This window comes from Brachybacterium sp. UNK5269, from assembly GCF_049266655.1.
GTDB lineage: Bacteria > Actinomycetota > Actinomycetes > Actinomycetales > Dermabacteraceae > Brachybacterium.
Window position 1 is genome coordinate 357,532 of record NZ_CP184883.1, and the last position, 18,276, is coordinate 375,807.

Annotated in this window: 15 protein-coding genes, 1 tRNA gene and 1 pseudogene; 12 read left to right on the forward strand and 5 right to left on the reverse strand. The window is 71.7% G+C overall.

Features of this window, described 5'->3' with window-relative positions; translation table 11 throughout:
* The first annotated feature begins 4 nt into the window (after positions 1-4).
* The 8 genes from ACOJUI_RS01575 to ACOJUI_RS01610 all read left to right on the forward strand — a co-directional run bounded on the left by ACOJUI_RS01575 (position 5) and on the right by ACOJUI_RS01610 (position 6,640).
* Positions 5-547 carry a dihydrofolate reductase family protein gene (locus ACOJUI_RS01575; RefSeq protein ID WP_422116362.1) on the forward strand — a complete coding sequence of 181 codons (543 nt, stop codon included), beginning with the start codon at positions 5-7 and terminating at the stop codon, positions 545-547.
* Between the two features lie 23 nt (positions 548-570).
* Positions 571-1,032, forward strand: coding sequence for a tRNA adenosine(34) deaminase TadA (tadA, locus tag ACOJUI_RS01580; protein WP_422116363.1), 462 nt, complete (start codon positions 571-573; stop codon positions 1,030-1,032).
* Positions 1,033-1,179: 147 nt separating this feature from the next.
* Positions 1,180-1,986, forward strand: a complete 807-nt coding sequence (locus ACOJUI_RS01585) for an ABC transporter ATP-binding protein (protein ID WP_422116364.1) — start codon at positions 1,180-1,182, stop codon at positions 1,984-1,986.
* Entirely contained in the window at positions 1,983-2,822 is an 840-nt protein-coding gene (locus ACOJUI_RS01590) for an ABC transporter permease (RefSeq protein WP_422116365.1), read from the forward strand. The genes ACOJUI_RS01585 and ACOJUI_RS01590 overlap by 4 nt, the downstream gene beginning before the upstream one ends.
* Before the next feature lie 42 nt (positions 2,823-2,864).
* Positions 2,865-3,908 carry an ABC transporter substrate-binding protein gene (locus ACOJUI_RS01595; protein ID WP_422116366.1) on the forward strand — a complete coding sequence of 348 codons (1,044 nt, stop codon included), beginning with the start codon at positions 2,865-2,867 and terminating at the stop codon, positions 3,906-3,908.
* A gap of 138 nt (positions 3,909-4,046) precedes the next feature.
* The gene (locus ACOJUI_RS01600) at positions 4,047-5,063 is read left to right on the forward strand and encodes a methionine ABC transporter ATP-binding protein (protein ID WP_422116367.1); all 1,017 of its coding nucleotides are present in this window, start codon (positions 4,047-4,049) and stop codon (positions 5,061-5,063) included.
* Positions 5,060-5,761, forward strand: a complete 702-nt coding sequence (locus ACOJUI_RS01605) for a methionine ABC transporter permease (RefSeq protein ID WP_422116368.1) — start codon at positions 5,060-5,062, stop codon at positions 5,759-5,761. The genes ACOJUI_RS01600 and ACOJUI_RS01605 overlap by 4 nt, the downstream gene beginning before the upstream one ends.
* Positions 5,762-5,797: 36 nt before the next feature.
* The gene (locus tag ACOJUI_RS01610) at positions 5,798-6,640 is read left to right on the forward strand and encodes a MetQ/NlpA family ABC transporter substrate-binding protein (RefSeq protein WP_422116369.1); all 843 of its coding nucleotides are present in this window, start codon (positions 5,798-5,800) and stop codon (positions 6,638-6,640) included.
* A gap of 11 nt (positions 6,641-6,651) precedes the next feature.
* Here the strand turns inward: ACOJUI_RS01610 and ACOJUI_RS01615 are convergent, their stop codons facing one another.
* Together ACOJUI_RS01615 and ACOJUI_RS01620 are read right to left on the reverse strand one after the other, a co-directional pair.
* Positions 6,652-8,763 (reverse strand): S9 family peptidase, encoded by a 2,112-nt coding sequence (locus tag ACOJUI_RS01615; RefSeq protein WP_422116370.1) that lies wholly within the window; start codon positions 8,761-8,763, stop codon positions 6,652-6,654.
* Positions 8,760-10,895 carry a prolyl oligopeptidase family serine peptidase gene (locus ACOJUI_RS01620; protein ID WP_422116371.1) on the reverse strand — a complete coding sequence of 712 codons (2,136 nt, stop codon included), beginning with the start codon at positions 10,893-10,895 and terminating at the stop codon, positions 8,760-8,762. Before ACOJUI_RS01620 ends, ACOJUI_RS01615 begins: the two co-directional genes overlap by 4 nt.
* Before the next feature lie 523 nt (positions 10,896-11,418).
* Between ACOJUI_RS01620 and ACOJUI_RS01625 the strand changes: the two genes are divergently transcribed.
* Positions 11,419-12,366, forward strand: coding sequence for an XRE family transcriptional regulator (locus ACOJUI_RS01625; protein ID WP_422116372.1), 948 nt, complete (start codon positions 11,419-11,421; stop codon positions 12,364-12,366).
* A 118-nt stretch (positions 12,367-12,484) separates the two neighbouring features.
* On the opposite strand, the gene ACOJUI_RS01630 is transcribed toward ACOJUI_RS01625, so the two are convergent.
* A complete protein-coding gene (locus ACOJUI_RS01630; protein WP_422116373.1) occupies positions 12,485-14,092 on the reverse strand; it encodes an HNH endonuclease signature motif containing protein in 1,608 nt (535 codons plus the stop codon).
* 529 nt (positions 14,093-14,621) lie between these two features.
* Between ACOJUI_RS01630 and ACOJUI_RS01635 the strand changes: the two genes are divergently transcribed.
* Together ACOJUI_RS01635 and ACOJUI_RS01640 are read left to right on the forward strand one after the other, a co-directional pair.
* A complete protein-coding gene (locus ACOJUI_RS01635; RefSeq protein WP_422116374.1) occupies positions 14,622-15,491 on the forward strand; it encodes a universal stress protein in 870 nt (289 codons plus the stop codon).
* A gap of 64 nt (positions 15,492-15,555) precedes the next feature.
* A tRNA-Ser gene (locus tag ACOJUI_RS01640) sits at positions 15,556-15,643 on the forward strand.
* A 103-nt stretch (positions 15,644-15,746) separates the two neighbouring features.
* On the opposite strand, the gene ACOJUI_RS01645 is transcribed toward ACOJUI_RS01640, so the two are convergent.
* A complete protein-coding gene (locus ACOJUI_RS01645; protein ID WP_422116375.1) occupies positions 15,747-16,028 on the reverse strand; it encodes an HPr family phosphocarrier protein in 282 nt (93 codons plus the stop codon).
* A gap of 159 nt (positions 16,029-16,187) precedes the next feature.
* On the opposite strand from ACOJUI_RS01645, the gene ACOJUI_RS01650 reads away from it, so the two are divergent.
* Positions 16,188-16,865 (forward strand): TetR/AcrR family transcriptional regulator, encoded by a 678-nt coding sequence (locus tag ACOJUI_RS01650; RefSeq protein WP_422116376.1) that lies wholly within the window; start codon positions 16,188-16,190, stop codon positions 16,863-16,865.
* A gap of 21 nt (positions 16,866-16,886) precedes the next feature.
* On the opposite strand, the pseudogene ACOJUI_RS01655 reads toward ACOJUI_RS01650, so the two are convergent.
* Positions 16,887-18,244: pseudogene (locus ACOJUI_RS01655) on the reverse strand (M20/M25/M40 family metallo-hydrolase).
* Positions 18,245-18,276: the final 32 nt, after the last annotated feature.

Genomic DNA, 18,276 nt, shown 5'->3' on the forward strand with positions numbered 1-18,276 from the left:
GGCCATGACCGCCTACCGCTACTACACCGCCACCAGCCTGGACGGCTTCCTCGCCGACGAGCACGACAGCCTCGACTGGCTGCTCTCCCAGCCCACCGGGGAGCACAGCATCCTGCCCTACGGGGAGTTCATCGCCGGCATCGGCGCCATCATCACCGGCCGCACCACCTTCGACTGGGTCCTGGCCCATGACGGGGTCGTCGACGGCGCCTGGGTGTTCACCCAGCTCACCTTCCTGTTCACCCATCGCGGGCTGGACGCTCCCCGTGAGGGCGTCACCGTGGTCTCCGGCCCGCCCGCCGGGCACCGCGCCGCGATCGAGGCCGCCGCGGCGGGCCGGGACGTCTGGATCGTCGGCGGCGGCGACCTGGCCGCGGAGTGCGCCCGGTCCGGGATGCTCGACGAGATCTTCGTGTCGATCGCGCCGGTGACGCTGGGGGCCGGCAGGCCGCTGCTGGGCGGCCGCTTCGACCTCGAGCTGCGCGAGCACGGCACCAACGGGGCGCTGCTGGAGGTGCGCTTCGCGGTGCTCGGGGAGAGGACCTGAGCGCGGCGGGCGAGAATGGGCCCATGACCGACGAGGAGCTGATGGGCCTGGCGATCGCCCAGGCCCGGGCCGCCGCCGACCGCGCCGTGGCGGACGTCCCGATCGGCGCAGTCGTCCTCTCGCCCGACGGCGAGGTGCTGGCCGCCGCGGGGAACCGCCGCGAGGCCGACGAGGACCCCACCGCCCATGCCGAGATCCTCGCCCTGCGGCAGGCCGCCGCGGTCACCGGGCGCTGGAACCTCACCGGCTGCACGCTCGTGGTGACCCTCGAGCCCTGCACCATGTGCGCGGGCGCGATCGTGCTGGCCCGCGTGCAGCGGCTCGTCGTCGGCGCCCCGGACCCGAAGGCGGGGGCCGCCGGCTCCCTCTACGACCTGGTGCGCGAGCCCCGGCTGAACCACCGCGTCGAGCTGACCTGCGGGGTGCGCGCGCAGGAGTGCGGGGACCTGCTGCGCGACTTCTTCCGGGCCCGGCGCCGGCGCTGAGTCCGGTGCGGGCGGTCCGATCCGCGGGCGCGGACCCCGGCCCCTCGCGGCCGCCCCTACAGTGGCCCCACCGAGTCCCCTTCCCTGAAGAGACCACCCGTCGGCGCGCGCAGAGGCCGCCGCCGGGCGGTCGAGGAGCAGTTGCCCATGAGTTCCGCCGCGCCGCCCTCGGCGACCGCGTCCCCGGCCGCCGTCGTCGCCGAGAAGGTCTCCAAGGTCTTCTTCTCCGGCGGCCAGCCGGTCTGGGCCCTCGAGGAGTTCTCCCTCGAGCTCGAGCCCGGCTCCTTCACCTGCATCGTCGGCCCCTCCGGCTGCGGGAAGTCGACCTTCCTGCGCATCCTCGGCGGGCTCGAGGAGCGCACGGTCGGCGAGGTCACCATGCCGGACGCCGACCATCCCATCCCGGCTGCCTTCGTCTTCCAGGAGCACGGGGTCTTCCCCTGGATGACGGTCCTGGACAACGTGTCCTTCGGCCTGCGGATGACCGGGGTCCCCGCCCGGGAGCGCGAGGCGACCGCCCGGGACTGGCTGCGCCGGGTCCGCCTCGAGGGCTTCGCCGACTCCTACCCCCACCAGCTCTCCGGCGGCATGCGCCAGCGCGTCGCGATCGCCCGCGCCTTCGCCACCGGCTCCCCGGTGCTGCTGATGGACGAGCCGCTCGGGGCGCTCGACGCCCAGACCCGCATGCTCATGCAGGAGGAGCTGATCGCCCTGTGGGAGCAGGAGCGCAAGACCGTCCTCATGGTCACCCACGACATCGACGAGGCGATCATCCTCAGCGACCGCGTGATCGTGATGTCGGGACGCCCCGGCACCCTGCGCGCGGACCTCACCGTGCCCTTCGCGCGGCCGCGCTCTTTCGACAACGAGCGCAGCGCCGAGTTCGGCGAGCTGCGCGCCCGCATCTGGGACCTCCTGCGCGAGGACGTCCGCACCGCCGAGGAGACCGCATGAGCACCACCACGTCGGCGATCGACCGCGAGCAGCGCACCCTCGAGGCCGCCCGCGCCCAGCGCGGCGCCGAGCGCCGCCTGCGCACCCGCGACCTGGTGCTGTCCATCGCGGCCCCGATCGTGCTGGTGGTGGCGTGGGAGCTGTGCGCCCGGCTGCTGATCATCGACCCGCGCTTCTTCCCGCCGCCCACCCGGATCCTGGCCGCGGGCGGCGAGATGCTCCTGGACGGCGAGCTCTGGGAGCACACCGGCCCCACCCTGATGCGCCTGCTGGTCGGCGGCGGCCTCGGCGCGATCGCCGGCATCGTCGTGGGCCTGCTGATGGGCTCCTCGCGCGCCCTGAACGCGGCGCTCGGCCCGCTGTTCTCCGCGCTGTACCCGCTGCCGAAGATCGCGATCTTCCCGATCCTGCTGATGATCTTCGGGCCCACCGAGCTGCCGAAGATCATCGCCGTGTTCATCACGACCTTCTTCGTCATGCAGATCGCGACGGTCTCCGGCGTCTGGGCGATCGACCGCAAGCTGCTCGAGGCGGGCGCCGCCTACGGTGCGACCGGCTTCGCCCGCTTCCGCTTCGTGGTCCTGCCCGGGGCGATGCCCTTCGTGTTCTCCGGGCTGCGCACCGCCACCGGCACCGCCGTCGTGGTGGTCACCGCCGTCGAGTTCACCGGCGCCTCGACCACCGGCCTGGGCTACCTGATCTGGAACTCCTGGCAGCTGTTCATCCCCGAGAAGCTCTACGTGGGCCTGCTGGTGATCGGCATCATCGGCGCGGTGCTGACCACGGTGCTCGCCCGCTCGGAGAAGCTGCTGCTGCCCTGGCGGCGCGGCAGCTGACGGCGCCCCTCGACCTCCCCACCCCTGCACCAAGGAGCACTCATGCGACGTCGTACCCTCATCTCCCTCGCCTCCGCCACCGCCCTCGGCGGCGCCCTGGCCGCCTGCGGCCCGGCGGTCACCGGCGAGGACCCCGGCACCTCCGGCTCCGGTTCCGACGGCGGCGGGTCCGCCGCGGGCACCGTGCGCGTGGGCCATCTGCCCTCCGCGCTCTTCGCCCCGCTGTACGTCGCCGAGTCCAAGGGCTTCTTCGCGGACGCCGGCATCACCCTCGAGCTCACCCCGCTGAAGTCCGGCCAGGACGGCATCCCGATGCTCTCCAACGATCAGCTCGACGTCATGGTGGCCGGCTTCAGCGCGGGCATGTTCAACGCCCTCGAGCAGGGTCTGGCCTTCAAGGTGGTCGGCTCGATGGGCATCTCGCCCGGAGACCCCGAGAACTCCCCGACCGCGCTCGAGGTCCGCCAGGCGCTGATCGACGACGGCACGGTCACCACGGTCGCCGACCTCAGGGGCCGCAAGATCGGTGTCGCCGGCGGGCCCGGCGCGACCGGCGGCTACCTGCTCGCCGCGATGCTCGAGGAGGGCGGGCTGACCCTGAACGACGTCGAGGTCTCCAACCTCTCGACGCCCGACCAGGAGCCCGCCATCACCAACGGCTCGGTGGACGCGGCGACGCCGTCCGCGCCGTTCTCGACCTCCATGGAGGAGGCGGGCGTGGCCTCGCCGATCGCGGTGCCCGCGCAGGGCGTCACCGGCACCGGCGTCATCTACTCCGAGCAGTTCCTGGGCTCCGATCTCGCCCAGACCTTCTTCACGGCGCTGACCAAGGGCGCCCAGGAGCTCACCGCCGACGGCCCGCAGTCCGACGAGGTCTACCAGATCCTCGCCGACACCCTCGGCCAGGAGATCGACGTGCTCAAGGCCTCCCCGATGTACTCCTACCTGCCCGACCTCGCCCCGCAGCCCGAGCAGCTCGAGGCCATGCAGGCGGTGTGGATCGAGGCGGAGCAGATCACCTACACCGAGCCGATCGACGTGGCGACCATCGTCGACGCGAGCTACGCCGAGGCCGCGGGCGCCTGAGCGCAGGGCCCGCGAGGGGTGGAGCAGGTCGCGGGCGGGCGTGATCCCGTCCACAGTGGGGCTCCGGCGCTGTGAGTTTTGTTGCGCCGGATGAACAAGTGCTCCGGTCGACGGCGCTGCGGGTGTTTCACTTCGATGGTGATCACTCTCGATGGCCTCACGAAGGTCTTCCCCGCACCCGGCGGGGGAGACCCCGTCGTCGCGCTCGACGGGATCGACCTCCACCTCGCACCGGGCCGCGTGCACGGCATCGTCGGCCGCTCCGGCGCCGGCAAGTCGACCCTCATCCGCTGCCTGACGGGCCTGGAGAAGCCGACCTCGGGCCGGGTCGAGGTGGACGGGACCGACGTCGCCGCCCTGGAGGGCGCCCGGCTGCGCGCCGCCCGCCGCAACATCGGCATGGTGTTCCAGCACGCGAACCTGCTGGACTCCCGCACCGCCGCCCAGAACATCGGCCATCCGCTGGAGATCGCCGGGGTGCCCCGGGCCCAGCGCCAGGCGCGCGTCGCCGAGCTGGTCGAGCTGGTGGGGCTGAGCGGCCGCGAGCACAACCACCCCGCGCAGCTCTCCGGCGGACAGATCCAGCGCGTCGGCATCGCCCGCGGACTCGCCGCGGAGCCGCAGGTGCTGCTGTGCGACGAGCCCACCAGCGCGCTCGACGGCTCGACCACGCAGCAGATCCTGCGGCTGATCCGGGACCTGCGCGGACGCCTCGGCATCACCGTCGTGATCATCACCCACGAGATGGCGGTGGTGCGCGAGGTCTGCGACACCGTGACGCTGCTGCAGGACGGCCGGATCACCCAGACCGGCGACCTGGTCGACGTCGCCGCGGACCCCCACGGTCCGCTCAGCGCCGAGCTGATCCCGCTGCCGCCGGTGCCCACCGGGATCGACGCCACCATCGTCAACTGCGACTACGGCAACTCCCCGCAGCTGCGCACCAGCGAGGACCTGGTCCGCCTGGCCGGCACCCATGACGCGAGCGCCACGATCGTCGCCGGCACCATCGAGACCATCGGCGGCCGACAGGTCGGTCGCGTCCAGCTCGCCCTGCGCTCCCCCTCCGGCGCCCCCGTCGGCGCCCGGACCCTGAGCGCCTTCCTCGCCGATCTCGACGCGGCCGGCGTGGTCGCCACGGAGGTGTCCGCATGATCGAGATCCTGCAGGAGTGGGCCCAGAACCCGCTGCTGACCCGCTGGGACGGCGGCATCTGGCAGGGCACCCTGGTCACCCTCTACATGACCTCGGTGACCATGGTGCTGACGGTGCTGATCGGCCTGCCGCTGGGCATCGCGCTGTTCGAGACCGAGGGCGCGCGGACCCCGCTGGTGCGCACCCTGAACCAGGTCGTCGGCTTCGTCGTCAACGTGCTGCGCTCCTTCCCCTTCTTCATCCTGATCATCGCCCTGATCCCGATCACCGCCGCGATCACCGGTCGCTCCACCGGGCCGAACGCGGCGATGATCGCGCTGACCATCGCCGCGGTGCCCTTCGCCGCGCGACTGTTCGAGCTGAACCTGCGCGAGATCCCCGCCGGGAAGATCGAGGCGGTGCAGATGATGGGCGCCAGCCGCTGGCAGGTGATCCGTCAGGTGCTGATCCCCGAGGCACTGCCCGGGATCATCGGCTCGATCACCACCACCACGATCGCCGTCATCGGCTACACCGCGATGGCCGGCTCCGTGAACGCCGGCGGGCTCGGGCAGCTCGCCTACAACCGCGGCTACACCGGCTACCAGACCGAGATCATCATCGCGACCGTGATCCTGCTGGTCGTCATCGTGATCGCCGTCCAGCTGCTCGGCTCGCGCCTCGCCCGGGCCGTCGATCATCGGGCCCGCACGGCCTGACCTCGTCCACCCCCCCATCCCCAGGAGGAACCCCTCATGCGCTCCATCTCCCGCCGCACCCTGTTCGCCTCCGGCGCCGGCCTCGCCGCCCTGTCCCTCGCCGCCTGCGGCGGCGGTCAGGAGGAGGCCCCGCTGACCGAGGAGGGCGGCGTCACCACCCTCCGCATCGCCGCGACCCCGCTGCCGCACATGCAGATCCTGACCTTCGTCAAGGACAACCTCGCCGCCGATGCGGGCCTCGAGCTCGACCTGCAGGAGCAGACCGAGTACCCGATCCCCAACCGGCTGCTCAGCGAGGGCGAGGTGGATGCGAACTTCTTCCAGCACCTGCCCTACCTCGAGACCGAGATGGCCGAGAACGGCTACGAGCTGACCCCCTTCGAGGGCATCCACCTCGAGCCGCTCGGCGTCTACTCCGAGACCCTCACCAGCCTCGACGACCTCGAGGAGGGCGCCGCGATCGGGGTGCCGAACGACCCCACCAACCGCGGCCGCGCCCTCGCGCTGCTGGCCGCCGAGGGTCTGCTCGCCCTGATGGACGGTGTCGAGCCGACCGCGGCGACCGTCGACGACATCGCCGAGAACCCGAAGAACCTCTCCTTCGAGGAGATCGACGCGGCCCTGCTGCCGCGCACCATGGGCGACTTCGCCGCTGCCGTGATCAACGGCAACTACGCCCTCGAGGCCGACCTCAGCCCCGCGGAGGACGCCCTGGTGCTCGAGTCCGCGGAGGGCAACCCCTACGCGAACATGCTCGTGGTCCGCACCGAGGACGCCGAGAACGAGGCGCTGCTGAAGCTCGACGAGCTCCTCCACTCCGAGGACGTCCGCGCCTTCATCGAGGAGACCTACGAGGGCGCGGTCATCGCCGCCTTCTGAGCCGGCGTCGCTCAGACCAGCTCGGTGGCCCCGAGCTGGTCGAGCAGCCAGGCGAGCTCGTCGGCCCGCTGCTCCCACTTGCGGTAGCGGCCCGAGCGGCCTCCGTGCCCGGCGACCATCTCGCAGCGGAACAGGATCGGTCGCTGAGCCTGGTCGGAGGTGACGGTCTCGCGCACCCTCGCGACCCACTTGGCGGGCTCGACGAAGAACACCCGGGTGTCGTTCAGCGAGGTCGAGGCGAAGATCGCCGGGTACTCCACGGCGCGCACGTTCTCGTACGGGGTGTACTCCTTCATGTAGGCGTACACCTCCGGATCGTGCAGCGGGTCGCCCCACTCCTCCCATTCGCCGACGGTCAGCGGCAGCGAGGGATCCAGGATCGTGGTCAGCGCATCCACGAAGGGCACCCCGGCGATGATCGCCCGGAACAGCTCCGGGGCGAGGTTCGCCACCGCCCCCATCAGCAGCCCGCCCGCGCTGCGGCCCTCCGCGGAGAGCCGTCCCGGAGCCACCGCGCCCGAGTCGATGAGGTGACCTGCGGCGGCCACGAAATCGCTGAACGAGTTCTTCTTCTCCAGCAGCTTCCCGTGCTCGTACCAGTCCCGGCCCATCTCCCCGCCGCCGCGCACATGCGCGATCGCGACCACCACGCCGCGGTCCAGCAGCGACAGCCGGGTGGGCACGAACGACGGGTCGATCGGCACCTCGTAGGAGCCGTAGCCGTACAGGTAGCCGGGCGCCGTGCCGTCGGCCGCCACCTCGCGCCGGGCCACCACGCTCAGCGGGATCGCGGTGCCGTCCGCGGCCGTGGCCCATTCGCGCCGCTCGACGTAGAGCTCCGGGTCGTAGTTCGGCACCGGCGTGACGCGCAGGACGGTGGTGGCACCGGTGGCGACCTCGCGCTCGGCGACCGTGGGCGGGGTGAGCATGCTGGTCAGCTGGTAGCGCACGCTGCGCTGGTCCCAGTTCGGGTTCGTGTCCAGCTCGACGGTGTCCAGCTCGCCGCCGTGGGTGATGTCGGCGGCCTGATCGATCAGCAGCGAGCCGTCGGCCGCGCGGGGGATCAGCCGGACGGCGGCGAGCCCGCCGCTGCGCAGCTCGAGCGCGACGAAGGTCGCGAAGGCCTCGACCGCCAGCAGCCGCTCGCCCTCGCCCGCGACCAGCAGATCCTCCCAGGCCGACGGATCGCCCAGCGGCGCCTGCGCGAGCGCGAAGCCGCGGTGCCCGTCGTTGTGGATCACCAGCAGCCGGTCCCCGCCGTGCTCGATCCCGTAGTCCACGCCGTCGCGGCGTCCGCCCGCGGGCAGCGGGGCCGACGTCGGCTGCCGGAGGTCCAGCATCCAGGCCTCGGTGGTGGTGGTGGAGGCGGACTGGATGATCAGGGTGGAGCCGTCGCGGGAGCGGTCGAAGCCGATCGTGAACCGCTCGTCGGTCTCCTCGATGACCAGCTCGTCGGTCCCGACGGGGGAGCCGATGCGGTGCCGCCAGACCTGGTGCTGGCGCCAGGCCTCGTCGACGCGCGCGTAGAACAGCCACTGCTGATCGGCGGAGAACGCCAGCCCGTAGCCGATGCCGGTCACGGACTCGTCGATGACCTCCCCGGAGGCGAGATCCGCGACCCGCAGGGTGAAGCGCTCATCGCCCGCGGTGTCGACCGCCGAGGCGAACAGGGTGTGGTCGGGGGAGGGCGCGAGCCCGCCCAGCGAGTAGAACTCGTGGCCCGTGGCCTCGGCCTGGGCATCCAGCAGCAGCTGCTCGCCCTCGAGCATCACGCCGGGCTCGACCTGGGGCATCGCGCCGGTGTCGGCGACGCGCGTGAAGCGCGGATAGTCGTGGCCCGCGGTGGTGCGCGTGATGTACCACCAGTCGTCGCGGCGCACCGGGACGCTGAGGTCCGTCTCCTGCGTATGGCCGACGAACTCCGTCACCAGCGTGGAGCGCAGGGCGTCCAGATGCGCGGTGCGCGCATCGGCGTAGGCGTTCTCCGCCTCGAGGTGGGCGATCACCTCGGGGTCGGTCTTGTCCCGCATCCACTCGTAGGGGTCCTCCACCACGTCGCCGTGGAAGGCCCTCGTCGTGGGGCGGCGGTGCGGGACAGGGGCTGCGGGGAGCTCTCGGGTCATCCCTCGAGCGTAGCGGCGCCCAGCTGGTCGAGGAGCCAGGCGACGCCCTCGAGGCGGGGGTCGCCGTCCTCGCCCAGCGTCGGGGTGCAGCGCAGCAGGATCGGCCGCTGGGTGAGGTCGGAGGTGACCCGCTCGCGCAGCTGGGCGATCCAGATGGCCGCGCACGCCGCCGGGACGTCGGTGCCCTCGAGCGCCGTCCAGGCGAAGACGGCCGGGTACTCGGTCTCCCGGACGTTCTCCGCCGGGCTGTAGCTGCGCAGGCTGTGGTAGTCGGCCGCGTTCTCCGCCGGGTCGCCCCATTCCTCCCATTCCTCGAGCGTGAGCATCACGTCGGGGGCCAGCAGGGTCTCCAGCAGGTCCACCAGGGGCGTCCCGGCGACCACCGCGCGGAACCGCTCGGGGGCCCGGTTCGCGGCCGCGGCCACCAGCAGGCCGCCGGCGCCGGTGCCGACGGCGCCGAGGCGGTCCTCGGCGACCCAGCCGGTGGCGACCAGATGATCCGCGCAGGCCACGAAGTCGTCGAAGGAGTTCGACTTCTGGAGGCGCCGGCCCTGCTGGTGCCAGTCGGTGCCCATCTCGCCGCCGCCCCGCACATGGGCGATCGCGACGACCACGCCGCGGTCGAGCATCAGCAGGGTCTCGGGCATCAGCACGGGATCGTTGGCGGTGCCGAAGGCGCCGTCCCCGTACAGGATGCCGGGGGCGGTGCCGTCGGCAGGGACGTCGCGGCGGGCCATCAGCGAGACCGGCACCCGGGTCCCGTCGGGCGAGGTCGCCCATAGGCGGCGCTCGACGTAGCGCTCCGCGTCGAAGCCCGGCACCTCGGCCCGGCTCAGCACCGTGTTCTCGCCGCTGACCAGGTCCGTCTCGGCGATCACGGTGGGGGTCAGGAAGCTGGTCACGCTGTAGCGGAGCGTGCGCTGCGTCCACTCGGGGTTGGCCTCGAGGTGCACGGCATCGAGCTCGCCGCCACGGCCCACGACGCGGACGTCGCCGGTGTCGAGGGAGCCGTCGGCGCGACGGGGGATGATCCGCACGCCCGGCAGTCCGTCGGCCCGCACCTGGAGGGCGACGAAGTCGGCGAAGGCCTCGATGGACTCGAACTGCTCGCCGTCCCGGGCGGTCAGCAGCACGGCGGTGCCCGGCTCGTCGCCGGTGGTCCCCAGCGGCGCCTCGAGCAGGGTGCTGCGTCCGCCGGTGTCGGGACGCAGCATGAGCAGGCGGTCGCCGGCGTGCTCCACCACGGGGTGCTGACCGGAGCGGCGACCCGTCACGGAGCGCGGAGTGCGGTGGTCCCCGGTGAGCTCGAGCATCCACACCTCGCTCGCGGCGGGCGAGGCGGAGCGGATGAGCAGCGCGGAGCCGTCGCGGGAGGGGGTGAGCTCGAGCTCGGCCCAGTGGTCGGGCTCCTCGAACAGCAGCGTGTCGTCCGCGCCGTCCGTGCCGAGCACATGGCGTCGCACCTGATGGCGACGGCCGAGCTCGTCGAGCGCGGTGTGGATCAGCGCGGTGCCGTCGGCCGTGAAGACGAGATCGGGGCCGGCGCCGCGCAGCACCTGGTCGACGACCTCGCCGGTCTCGACGCGGGTGACCGTGATGATGCAGCCGTCGTAGGAGACCTCGGCGCGGGCGAACAGGGAATGGTCGGGCGAGACCGCGATGCCGGCCACTCGCCGACGGTCCTGCAGCAGGATCTGCTCGCCCTCGAGCAGCTCGCCGCCGCGGATCACCGGGAGCCCCTGGGGTCCCCGCAGCGCCTCGTGGTCCCGCACACGGGACAGCGTGGCGTCGTTGCCACCCTGCTCGCGGTCGATGTACCACCAGCCGCCGTCCAGCACCGGCGCGGACGGCTGCGGTGCGGGCACCGCGGTGGACAGGCTCTTCCCGAGGGTCCCCATCAGGTCCCGCAGCCGGGCGGTGTGCCGATCGGTGTAGGCGTTCTCCGCCGCGAGGTGGGCGGCGACCTCCGGCGAGCCGTGGGCGCGCAGCCAGCGGTAGCGGGCGCCGATGGTGTCGCCGTGCAGGGTGTGCTCGACGGGCCGGGGCTCGGCGTAGGGGATGGGGAACCCCGGTTCGTCGGGGTCGGGGGAGACGCTGTCGGATCTGAAGCCGGGAACGATGTGCTGGGTCATTGGAGGCTGCTTTCCTCTCGCCGGGGGCGGAGCTCGTGGGATCTGGATCAGAGCTGCGCCGCGCTCGGAGAGATGCGAGGAGTGGGCGGGGGCACGGGGGAAGGGGAGGGGAGGGGGTGCTTCGGTGATCACCGGCGGAAGTGTCCCCCCGGCGGTCGGCCTCGCAGTGCCTGGCACGGCATGATGAGGCCCTTCACCTGCACCCCCTGTGCTCCCACGGAGCTCTCGGCCCGGACCGGCCCGTGGTGTCGGAATGACGAGCAGTGCACAGCTCGCGCGGCGACCGCCGGGCCCGAGGAGCTCCTCGGCCGTGTCGCATCAGGCTGGACCGTCTGCACTGCGTTCATTCCCTGGGACCTTTCGATTCGGCCACGACGTCCTCAACGGTGCGGCGTGTGGCGAAGCACACGCTACGCTTGGCGTTTTACAGGTATGTACAAAATGTTGAACGGGCGCTCCGCCGCAGGTGGCACGGCGGTTCGCAGTATGACGAGACGCGATGGAGCAGGGGAGCCTCGAGACGATGTCAGCGGACGATGATGAGAGATTCGCGCGTGAGCTCCGTGCCGCGATCGAACGCAGCGAGCTTTCCCTGACGGTGATCTCGCAGCGCCTGCGCGCCCGTCACCGCCCGGTGAGCGTGGCGACTCTCAGCAACTGGCAGTCCGGGCGCAGCCTCCCCGGCGGGGAGCAGTCCCTGGGAGTCGTGGCCGCCCTCGAGGAGCTGCTCGGACGGCCCCCGGACTCGCTCGCGGACCTGGTCGGCGCACCCCGCTTGCGGGGGCGCGGGGCGCAGCCGACGAGCTTCCTCGGACGGCGCACCAGCAAGGAGGTGTTCCGGGAAGCCCTCCTGGAGCTGGGCTTCACGACCGCACAGCAGTACGCGCACGAGCGGGTCTTCCACCAGTTCGTGACCATCGACTCGGCGCGGGATGTCCAGCGGTTCGACTCCCGGCTCGCAGTGCGCGCCCTCGAATCCGGGGTCTGCCGGCTGCCCGCGGTGCACGTCCTCGACCCCACCGAGCCGAACGTGGCCCCGGTGTACACCGCGCTCGAGGGCTGCTCCATCCGACGGCGGGTGGTGTGGCCGGAGCGCCGCGCCTATGGCGTGGAGCTGGTGGTCGACGGTCGTCTCGACGCGGGGCAGGTCGCGACCTTCGCCTACCGGGTCGAGATGCAGGCCCCGGCGACCAGCGTCACCGGGGCGCTCTACAGCCTGCCCCGCCGTGCGAACGACGTGCTGATCGAGGTCGAGTTCCGCGGCGGTCGCAAACCGGTGGGCTACGAGCGCTATCGGCGCACGGAGTCAGGGGAAGCGGTCGCGCCGGCGCGTCTGGACCGCCGCGAACGGCTCCAGCTCAGCGAGGCTCGCTTCGGCCCGGGCACCTTCGGGCTGAGATGGGAATGGGGCGACGACGAGGACGACGAGGACGACGACGACTGGCTCGACCAGGAGGGGATGGTCTCCTGACCGCTGCCGTTCGACACGGCGGTGCCGATGCACGGCGACGGCCCCCTGCCTGGTGGGAGGGGGATGGTCGCGCTGTCGTCGCTGTCGTCGCTGTCGTCGCTGCGGCTCCGGCGCACGGTCAGAAGGGTGGTGGGTCGTCGCTGTCGGGGGGTGGCGTGTGGTGGGCCGGGGGGATGAGGCGCCGCTTGGGGTAGACCTTGCAGATCGCTTCGTAGCGCTGCTCCGCGACCCGCTCTTGGTGGGGGCGGGCGCGCTCCTCGGCCTGCAATCGGAGGGCGTCTTCGCGTTTGCGTTGGTGGATCCGCCACGCGGAGTCCAGGAACGCCGCCGTGCGCGGGGTGAGGAGGTCGGTGTGTTCGCGGGTGCGGGTGCGCAGATCCCCGCCGAGGGTCCAAGTGGTCTCCAACGGCGTGGCCGGGATGGATCCGTCGCGATTCCTGGTCGGGTCGTCACCGGGGTCGCGTTCAGGGTCGATATGCCCCGCGGTCTTGGCCTGGTGGTGGACCCAGCACAGGCGGTGGAGGTTCCAGAGACTGGTCTGCCCACCCGCAGCGGGGTGCTCGTGGTCGTATTCGATGATGTGGTCATCCTCGGCCGCCAGCACGGTCGGGCGGGTGCAGCCTGGGGCCGCGCAGACCGGGTGACGCAACCGCAGCTGGAGGCGCATCTGCGCACTGGGCTGATACGTGGTCGCCGCCACCGGGAGGTAGGCGCCGGTGAGGGGCTCGGTGAGGATCCGCTGCCAGGTCGCCTCACCCGCGGCGAGCTGACGGGCCTGCTCGGCCGGGATCGGCGTCAACCCATCCAGCATCCCCGGGGCCTCGTCCATACCCAGCAGGGTGGTGACGGGGATCGTGACCAGGATCTTGTAGGGCCGGCACGTCTCCTGGACGGGGTCGATATCCAGGATCGAATGGACCAGGATCGCGTAGCGCAGGGTCCGCAGTGAGAGGGCCTTGCCGCGCTCGCGGAGGTTCTCGTCGATGTCGAACGGCAGCGGGCCTTCCTGCCCGTCCTCCAGCGCGGCGCGTTGGGCTTTCTGCACGGTCCGGGAGGTGACCTCGAGGCGGTGGACCAGGGCTTTGATCTCCGGGATCGGACCGGTGATCGTCACCGACGCCGTCCCCGCCTCGTCGTCGACATTGCTGATCTCCACCGACCGCAGCGACGACGCCGGCGCCGGAATGGTGCCCGCCGTCGCCAGGCGCACCGCGAGACGGACCTGCGCTTCGAACGACTCCCGGGGCACCGAGGGCAGCTCCACCCGCGCGAGGTGGGCGTCGACCTGGCGGGCCTGCTCCTCGGTCAGGCCCCGGACCCGCCGCAGCAGGTAATGGTGGAAGTGCTCCGGGAGATCCCCACGCTGGAGGTAGGCGAACGTCTGGGGCATGCAGTGGACGGCGCGGTGGGCATCGCGGAGCATGCCGGTGGCCTGCACGGTCGAGACCCGCAACCCGGTGGCGATCTTCAACGCGGTCACATCCGCGTCCTCCAGCAACCCCTCGTTCTCCGCATCCTGGACGAAGAACGTGGTCAGCAGCTCAAGATGCCGGGCATACAGTCGGGCACGGCCGCGCAGGGTGTGATGGAGAGCCATAACCGTCTGGGCCTGCGGGCTGCCGGGCTCCGCCTCAGCGTCATGGACGATCCGGTCCTCGGTCAGCTCATGCCGCGCCCGCACACTCCAGCACGGGACGCCGTCACCGTCGGGCTCCAACTCACCCATGAGACACCCTCCCCGCTGAGATGCGCGACCACTGAAGAAACCGCTGAACAGCGCCTGCCCATCGCCACACCCCCAGTCTAATCGAACGCGCATTCGACGAGAAGGGCAGATGCGGAATGTGGGTGAATCTGTGGAAAACCGTCACGTGTGGAGGAAACGTTGGTTGCCGACATCGCGCCGTGACGGTCACACCGTGCCCTGCCAGCGGGTATGTGTGTCCCCCAGGCACGTCACCATCCGGATCGCAGGATTGTTCGGGCCGTCTAGCCTCCCGCTGGGAATGTGGATAAACGACCGATGTGGAGCAATGGTTATCGCCCATCCCCAGTGGAAATTACTCCGGGGGAACGACCTCTCCGCAGAACCGTCCTTTCGTGCGTCGGCCGCAAGCGCTCCGCTCGCCCCGGCGCGGCGACCGGGTCCGCCCCGACGCGCACCCGGTGGCGCTCACCGTCGGCGTCTCTCGTCAGGGCGTGCCCGGCGGCGTACCCTGGGGTGACGATGATGAGGTCGCGCGGGAGGTGGGACCATGGGCTTCACCGATTCGAACATCGTGGTGGGGTACGACGACACCACCGCGTCGGCCGCCGCCGCGCGCTGGGCCGCCGAACTCGCCCGTGACACCGGTTCCGGCGTGCATCTCGTCCACGCCTGGACGTGGCCGCTGCTCGGGCAGGGGATGACCGGCATCCCGGTGCTGGATCCGACGGGGCCGCGCAACCAGGCCAGCCGCCTGCTCGACGACGCCGCGGAGGCGGTGGTCCGTCAGTTCCCGGGGGTCCCCGTCACCACGGAGCTGCGTCCGGGCATGCCGCGCGAGGTGCTCGAGGAGATCTCCGGCGACACCGATCTGCTGGTCGTGGGCACCCGGGGGCTGGGTCCGGTGATGGGCGCGCTGCTCGGCTCCGTGAGCCGCGGGATCCTTCACGACGCCGGTTGCCCGGTCGCGGTGATTCGATCGGACCAGCATCGGGCGGGGCCGGTGCTGGTGGCGTACGACGGCTCCGAGGCGGCCGGTGACGCGATCGATGTGGCGGCGGATCTCGCGACCGCCTGGGGCGTCGCCCTGCGGGTGGTCCATGTGCGGGCGGGTGAGCACTCCCCGTACGAGAGCGGCGCCGAGGCGTGGAGCGCGGGGAGCCGCTCACGGTCGCTGCTCGACCGGGGGGTGGCCCGGGCGATGAGCGGCCGCCACGATCTGGTGGTGGAGACGCGGATGCTCGAGGACCGCACCGTCGCGGAGGGGCTGCTGGCCGCGGCCGCGGGAGCGCGGATGCTGGTGATCGGGCATCGCGGTCTGAGCCGCGGCCGTTTCGGCTCCACCGCGCATGCGACGGTGCTGCATGCGACGGGGAACGTGACGGTGGTGCGGCGTCCTATGGAGCCGTCGGGCGAGTGATCTCACTCGCGTCCGGGCCGCCGCGGTTTGGACGCGACCTCGTGCTCCGGTTAGGCTGTCCGGCGGTAGCGTGTCCGAGCGGCCGAAGGTGCTTCACTCGAAATGAAGTGTACGGTAACCCCGTACCGCGGGTTCAAATCCCGCCGCTACCGCTCCTGACCTGGGATGATACCCGGTCGACGAAGGCCCCTGCCGGTTTCCGGCGGGGGCCTTCGTATCTCCCGTGGCGTGCGTCGTGCGCCCCGGGGTCCGCGCTCAGCGGTCCTCGAAGTCCTCGTCGAGGTTCTTCGCGAGCAGCGCGGCGAGGGCCTCGAGGGACTCCTCGGCCCCCTCGCCCTCGGCACGGAGCGTCACCTCGTCCCCATGGCCGACGTTCAGCGTCAGCAGCATGAGGATGCTGGAGGCCTTCACCGGGGCTCCGTCGGCCATCTCGATCGTGACGGCTGCGGGCTGCTCGCTGGCGGCCTGGGAGAAGATCGCGGCAGGGCGGGCATGGAGCCCGCTGGTGCTCGCGACCTTCACGGTACGTGCTGGCATCTCGAACGCCTTTCTCGACCTGGGGCACCCAGCGTATCGTCGGACGGCCGGGAGTGTGCGCCGACCTGCGGTTCGGCTCCGGGGGGCGAGCGGACCCGCTCCCGCCACGGCGCCGCATCCTCGCAGGCCCCGCCGGGTTCTCCGGTCTACTATGGCCCGATGTCGAGTACCCCGGACCGTGCCCCGGATCCCCGCCCCGCAAGGACCCGCGCAGCCATCTTCGCCGCCGCGCGGGAACTGACCGCCGCCGACGGGGAGGTCACCGTCAATGCGCTCGCCAAGCGGGCGGGGGTGAGCCGGGCGGCGTTCTACAGCCACTTCAACGGTCTCGACGACCTGATGGGCGCGATGTTTGCGCGGATGTACGAGATCCAGCACGCCCGCGCCCTCGAGTTCGCGGCGAACGGCCGCTCGACCCAGGAGATGGTGCAGACGGGAGCGGCGACGCTCGTCGCCTACACGGTGCGCCACCACGCCTTCCTGCGGGGCGGCCTGGACTGGAAGTTCTCCCATCGCACCTACATGATCCTGGTCAAGACCCTGTCGGACCTGCACGTGATGACGCTGCGCCGGCTCGGCGACGAGGTGCCTGCCTCGCTGCCCATCGAGCGGACGGGCCGCTTCTTCGCCGGCGGCACGCTGGCGATCCTCACGCAGTGGCTGGTCGAGACCGAGGGCGCCGACGACGTCGGGGAGGAGCTCCACCGTGCGGAGCTCACCGAAGCGGTGCTGCGGAACCTGCCCAGCTGGTACACGGGACTGGGTCCGGAGGAGCCGATCCCCGACTGGCTGCTCGCCGAGGACCTGCTGCGCCCGGTGCTGGACGACGAGGCCTGACTCGACTCCGGCGGCGATCCCTCAGCAGTCGCGGGCGAGGCGCAGCAGCACCCGGGCGCCGAAGCGCACCGCGTCGACCGGCACCCGCTCGTCGATCCCGTGGAACAGCGGGGCGAAGTCGAGATCCGCGGGCAGCTGGAGCGGTGCGAAGCCGTAGCCGGCGATGCCGAGCGTGCTGAGGGGCTTGTTGTCGGTGCCGGCGCTGAGGCAGTAGGGAAGGACCCGCGAGCCGGGATCCTCGGCCTGGATGGCCCCGGTCATCGCGTCGACCAGCGGTGACTCGCGGGGGAGTCCACGGAGATGCCGATGTGGTCCATGATCACCTCGACGTGCTCGCCGGTCAGCTCGTCGAGCAGGGCGAGCAGGTCGTCCTGGTGGCCGGGCAGGAAGCGACAGTCGATGCCGGCCTCCGCGGTCTGGGGGATGACGTTGACCTTGTAGCCGCTCTCGAGCATCGTCAGGTTCACCGAGTCGCGCAGCGTGCCGGAGACGAACTGGCGGGCACCGCCGGCCAGCGGCAGGAACGACTCGATGTCGTCCTCGTCCCAGCCGACGCCGGTGATCTCGGTGATCCCGTCGAACAGGGCGCGCACGCTGGCGATGTACTCGGTGGGGAACTGGTGCTCGTCGATCGCGGTGATGGCGCGGGCGAGGCGCACGATGGCGTTCTCGTCATTGGGGACGGAGCCGTGCCCGGCCCGGCCGGTGGCGCGCAGCCGGCCCCAGGCCAGACCCTTCTCGGCGGTCTGCACCAGGTACGCGCGCACGTCCTCGCCGGTGTCCTTCTCCGGCAGGGTGATCGAGTAGCCGCCCACCTCGCTGATCGCCTCGGTGATGTTCTCGAACAGCTCCGGATGGTGGTCGACCAGCCACTGGGCGCCCCACACGCTACCGTTCTCCTCGTCGGCGAAGAAGCCGAACAGGAGGTCGCGGGGCGGGGTCTGCCCGGTGCGGGCCAGGTGCCGGGCGAGCGCCAGGATCATGCCCACCATGTCCTTCATGTCCACGGCGCCGCGGCCGTAGATCATGCCGTCGATGACCTCGGCGCCGAACGGGTCCACGCTCCAGTCCTCGGCGCGGGCCGGCACCACGTCGAGATGGCCGTGCAGCATCAGGCCGCCGCGCTCGCGGTCCTCGCCCGGGATCCGCACGAGCACGCTGGGACGGCCCGGCGCCGATTCGTGGACGACGGGCTCCAGGCCCACCTCGCGCAGCGCCGCGACGACGTGCCGCGCCGCCTCGGCCTCGCCCTTGCCCCAGGTCAGCGGGTCGTTGCCGCCGAAGTTCGTGGTGTCGATGCGGATCAGCTCGCGGGTGAACCGCACCGCCTCGTCCTGCAGCAGGGTCAGCTCGTCGGCGCTCGGGTCGGCGATGGGCATGCCGGATCCTCCTCGGGGTCGGGGGCACCTCA

What these genes read in the sequence shown, in the direction of transcription:
- ACOJUI_RS01610 (WP_422116369.1), top strand. Translation starts at nt 5,798, where the DNA reads ATGCGCTCCATCTCCCGCCGCACCCTGTTCGCCTCCGGCGCCGGCCTC.
- ACOJUI_RS01645 (WP_422116375.1), bottom strand. Translation starts at nt 16,028, where the DNA reads ATGCCAGCACGTACCGTGAAGGTCGCGAGCACCAGCGGGCTCCATGCC.
- ACOJUI_RS01630 (WP_422116373.1), bottom strand. Translation starts at nt 14,092, where the DNA reads ATGGGTGAGTTGGAGCCCGACGGTGACGGCGTCCCGTGCTGGAGTGTG.
- ACOJUI_RS01595 (WP_422116366.1), top strand. Translation starts at nt 2,865, where the DNA reads ATGCGACGTCGTACCCTCATCTCCCTCGCCTCCGCCACCGCCCTCGGC.
- tadA (WP_422116363.1), top strand. Translation starts at nt 571, where the DNA reads ATGACCGACGAGGAGCTGATGGGCCTGGCGATCGCCCAGGCCCGGGCC.
- ACOJUI_RS01575 (WP_422116362.1), top strand. Translation starts at nt 5, where the DNA reads ATGACCGCCTACCGCTACTACACCGCCACCAGCCTGGACGGCTTCCTC.
- ACOJUI_RS01615 (WP_422116370.1), bottom strand. Translation starts at nt 8,763, where the DNA reads ATGACCCGAGAGCTCCCCGCAGCCCCTGTCCCGCACCGCCGCCCCACG.
- ACOJUI_RS01620 (WP_422116371.1), bottom strand. Translation starts at nt 10,895, where the DNA reads ATGACCCAGCACATCGTTCCCGGCTTCAGATCCGACAGCGTCTCCCCC.
- ACOJUI_RS01585 (WP_422116364.1), top strand. Translation starts at nt 1,180, where the DNA reads ATGAGTTCCGCCGCGCCGCCCTCGGCGACCGCGTCCCCGGCCGCCGTC.
- ACOJUI_RS01625 (WP_422116372.1), top strand. Translation starts at nt 11,419, where the DNA reads ATGTCAGCGGACGATGATGAGAGATTCGCGCGTGAGCTCCGTGCCGCG.
- ACOJUI_RS01590 (WP_422116365.1), top strand. Translation starts at nt 1,983, where the DNA reads ATGAGCACCACCACGTCGGCGATCGACCGCGAGCAGCGCACCCTCGAG.
- ACOJUI_RS01650 (WP_422116376.1), top strand. Translation starts at nt 16,188, where the DNA reads ATGTCGAGTACCCCGGACCGTGCCCCGGATCCCCGCCCCGCAAGGACC.
- ACOJUI_RS01635 (WP_422116374.1), top strand. Translation starts at nt 14,622, where the DNA reads ATGGGCTTCACCGATTCGAACATCGTGGTGGGGTACGACGACACCACC.
- ACOJUI_RS01605 (WP_422116368.1), top strand. Translation starts at nt 5,060, where the DNA reads ATGATCGAGATCCTGCAGGAGTGGGCCCAGAACCCGCTGCTGACCCGC.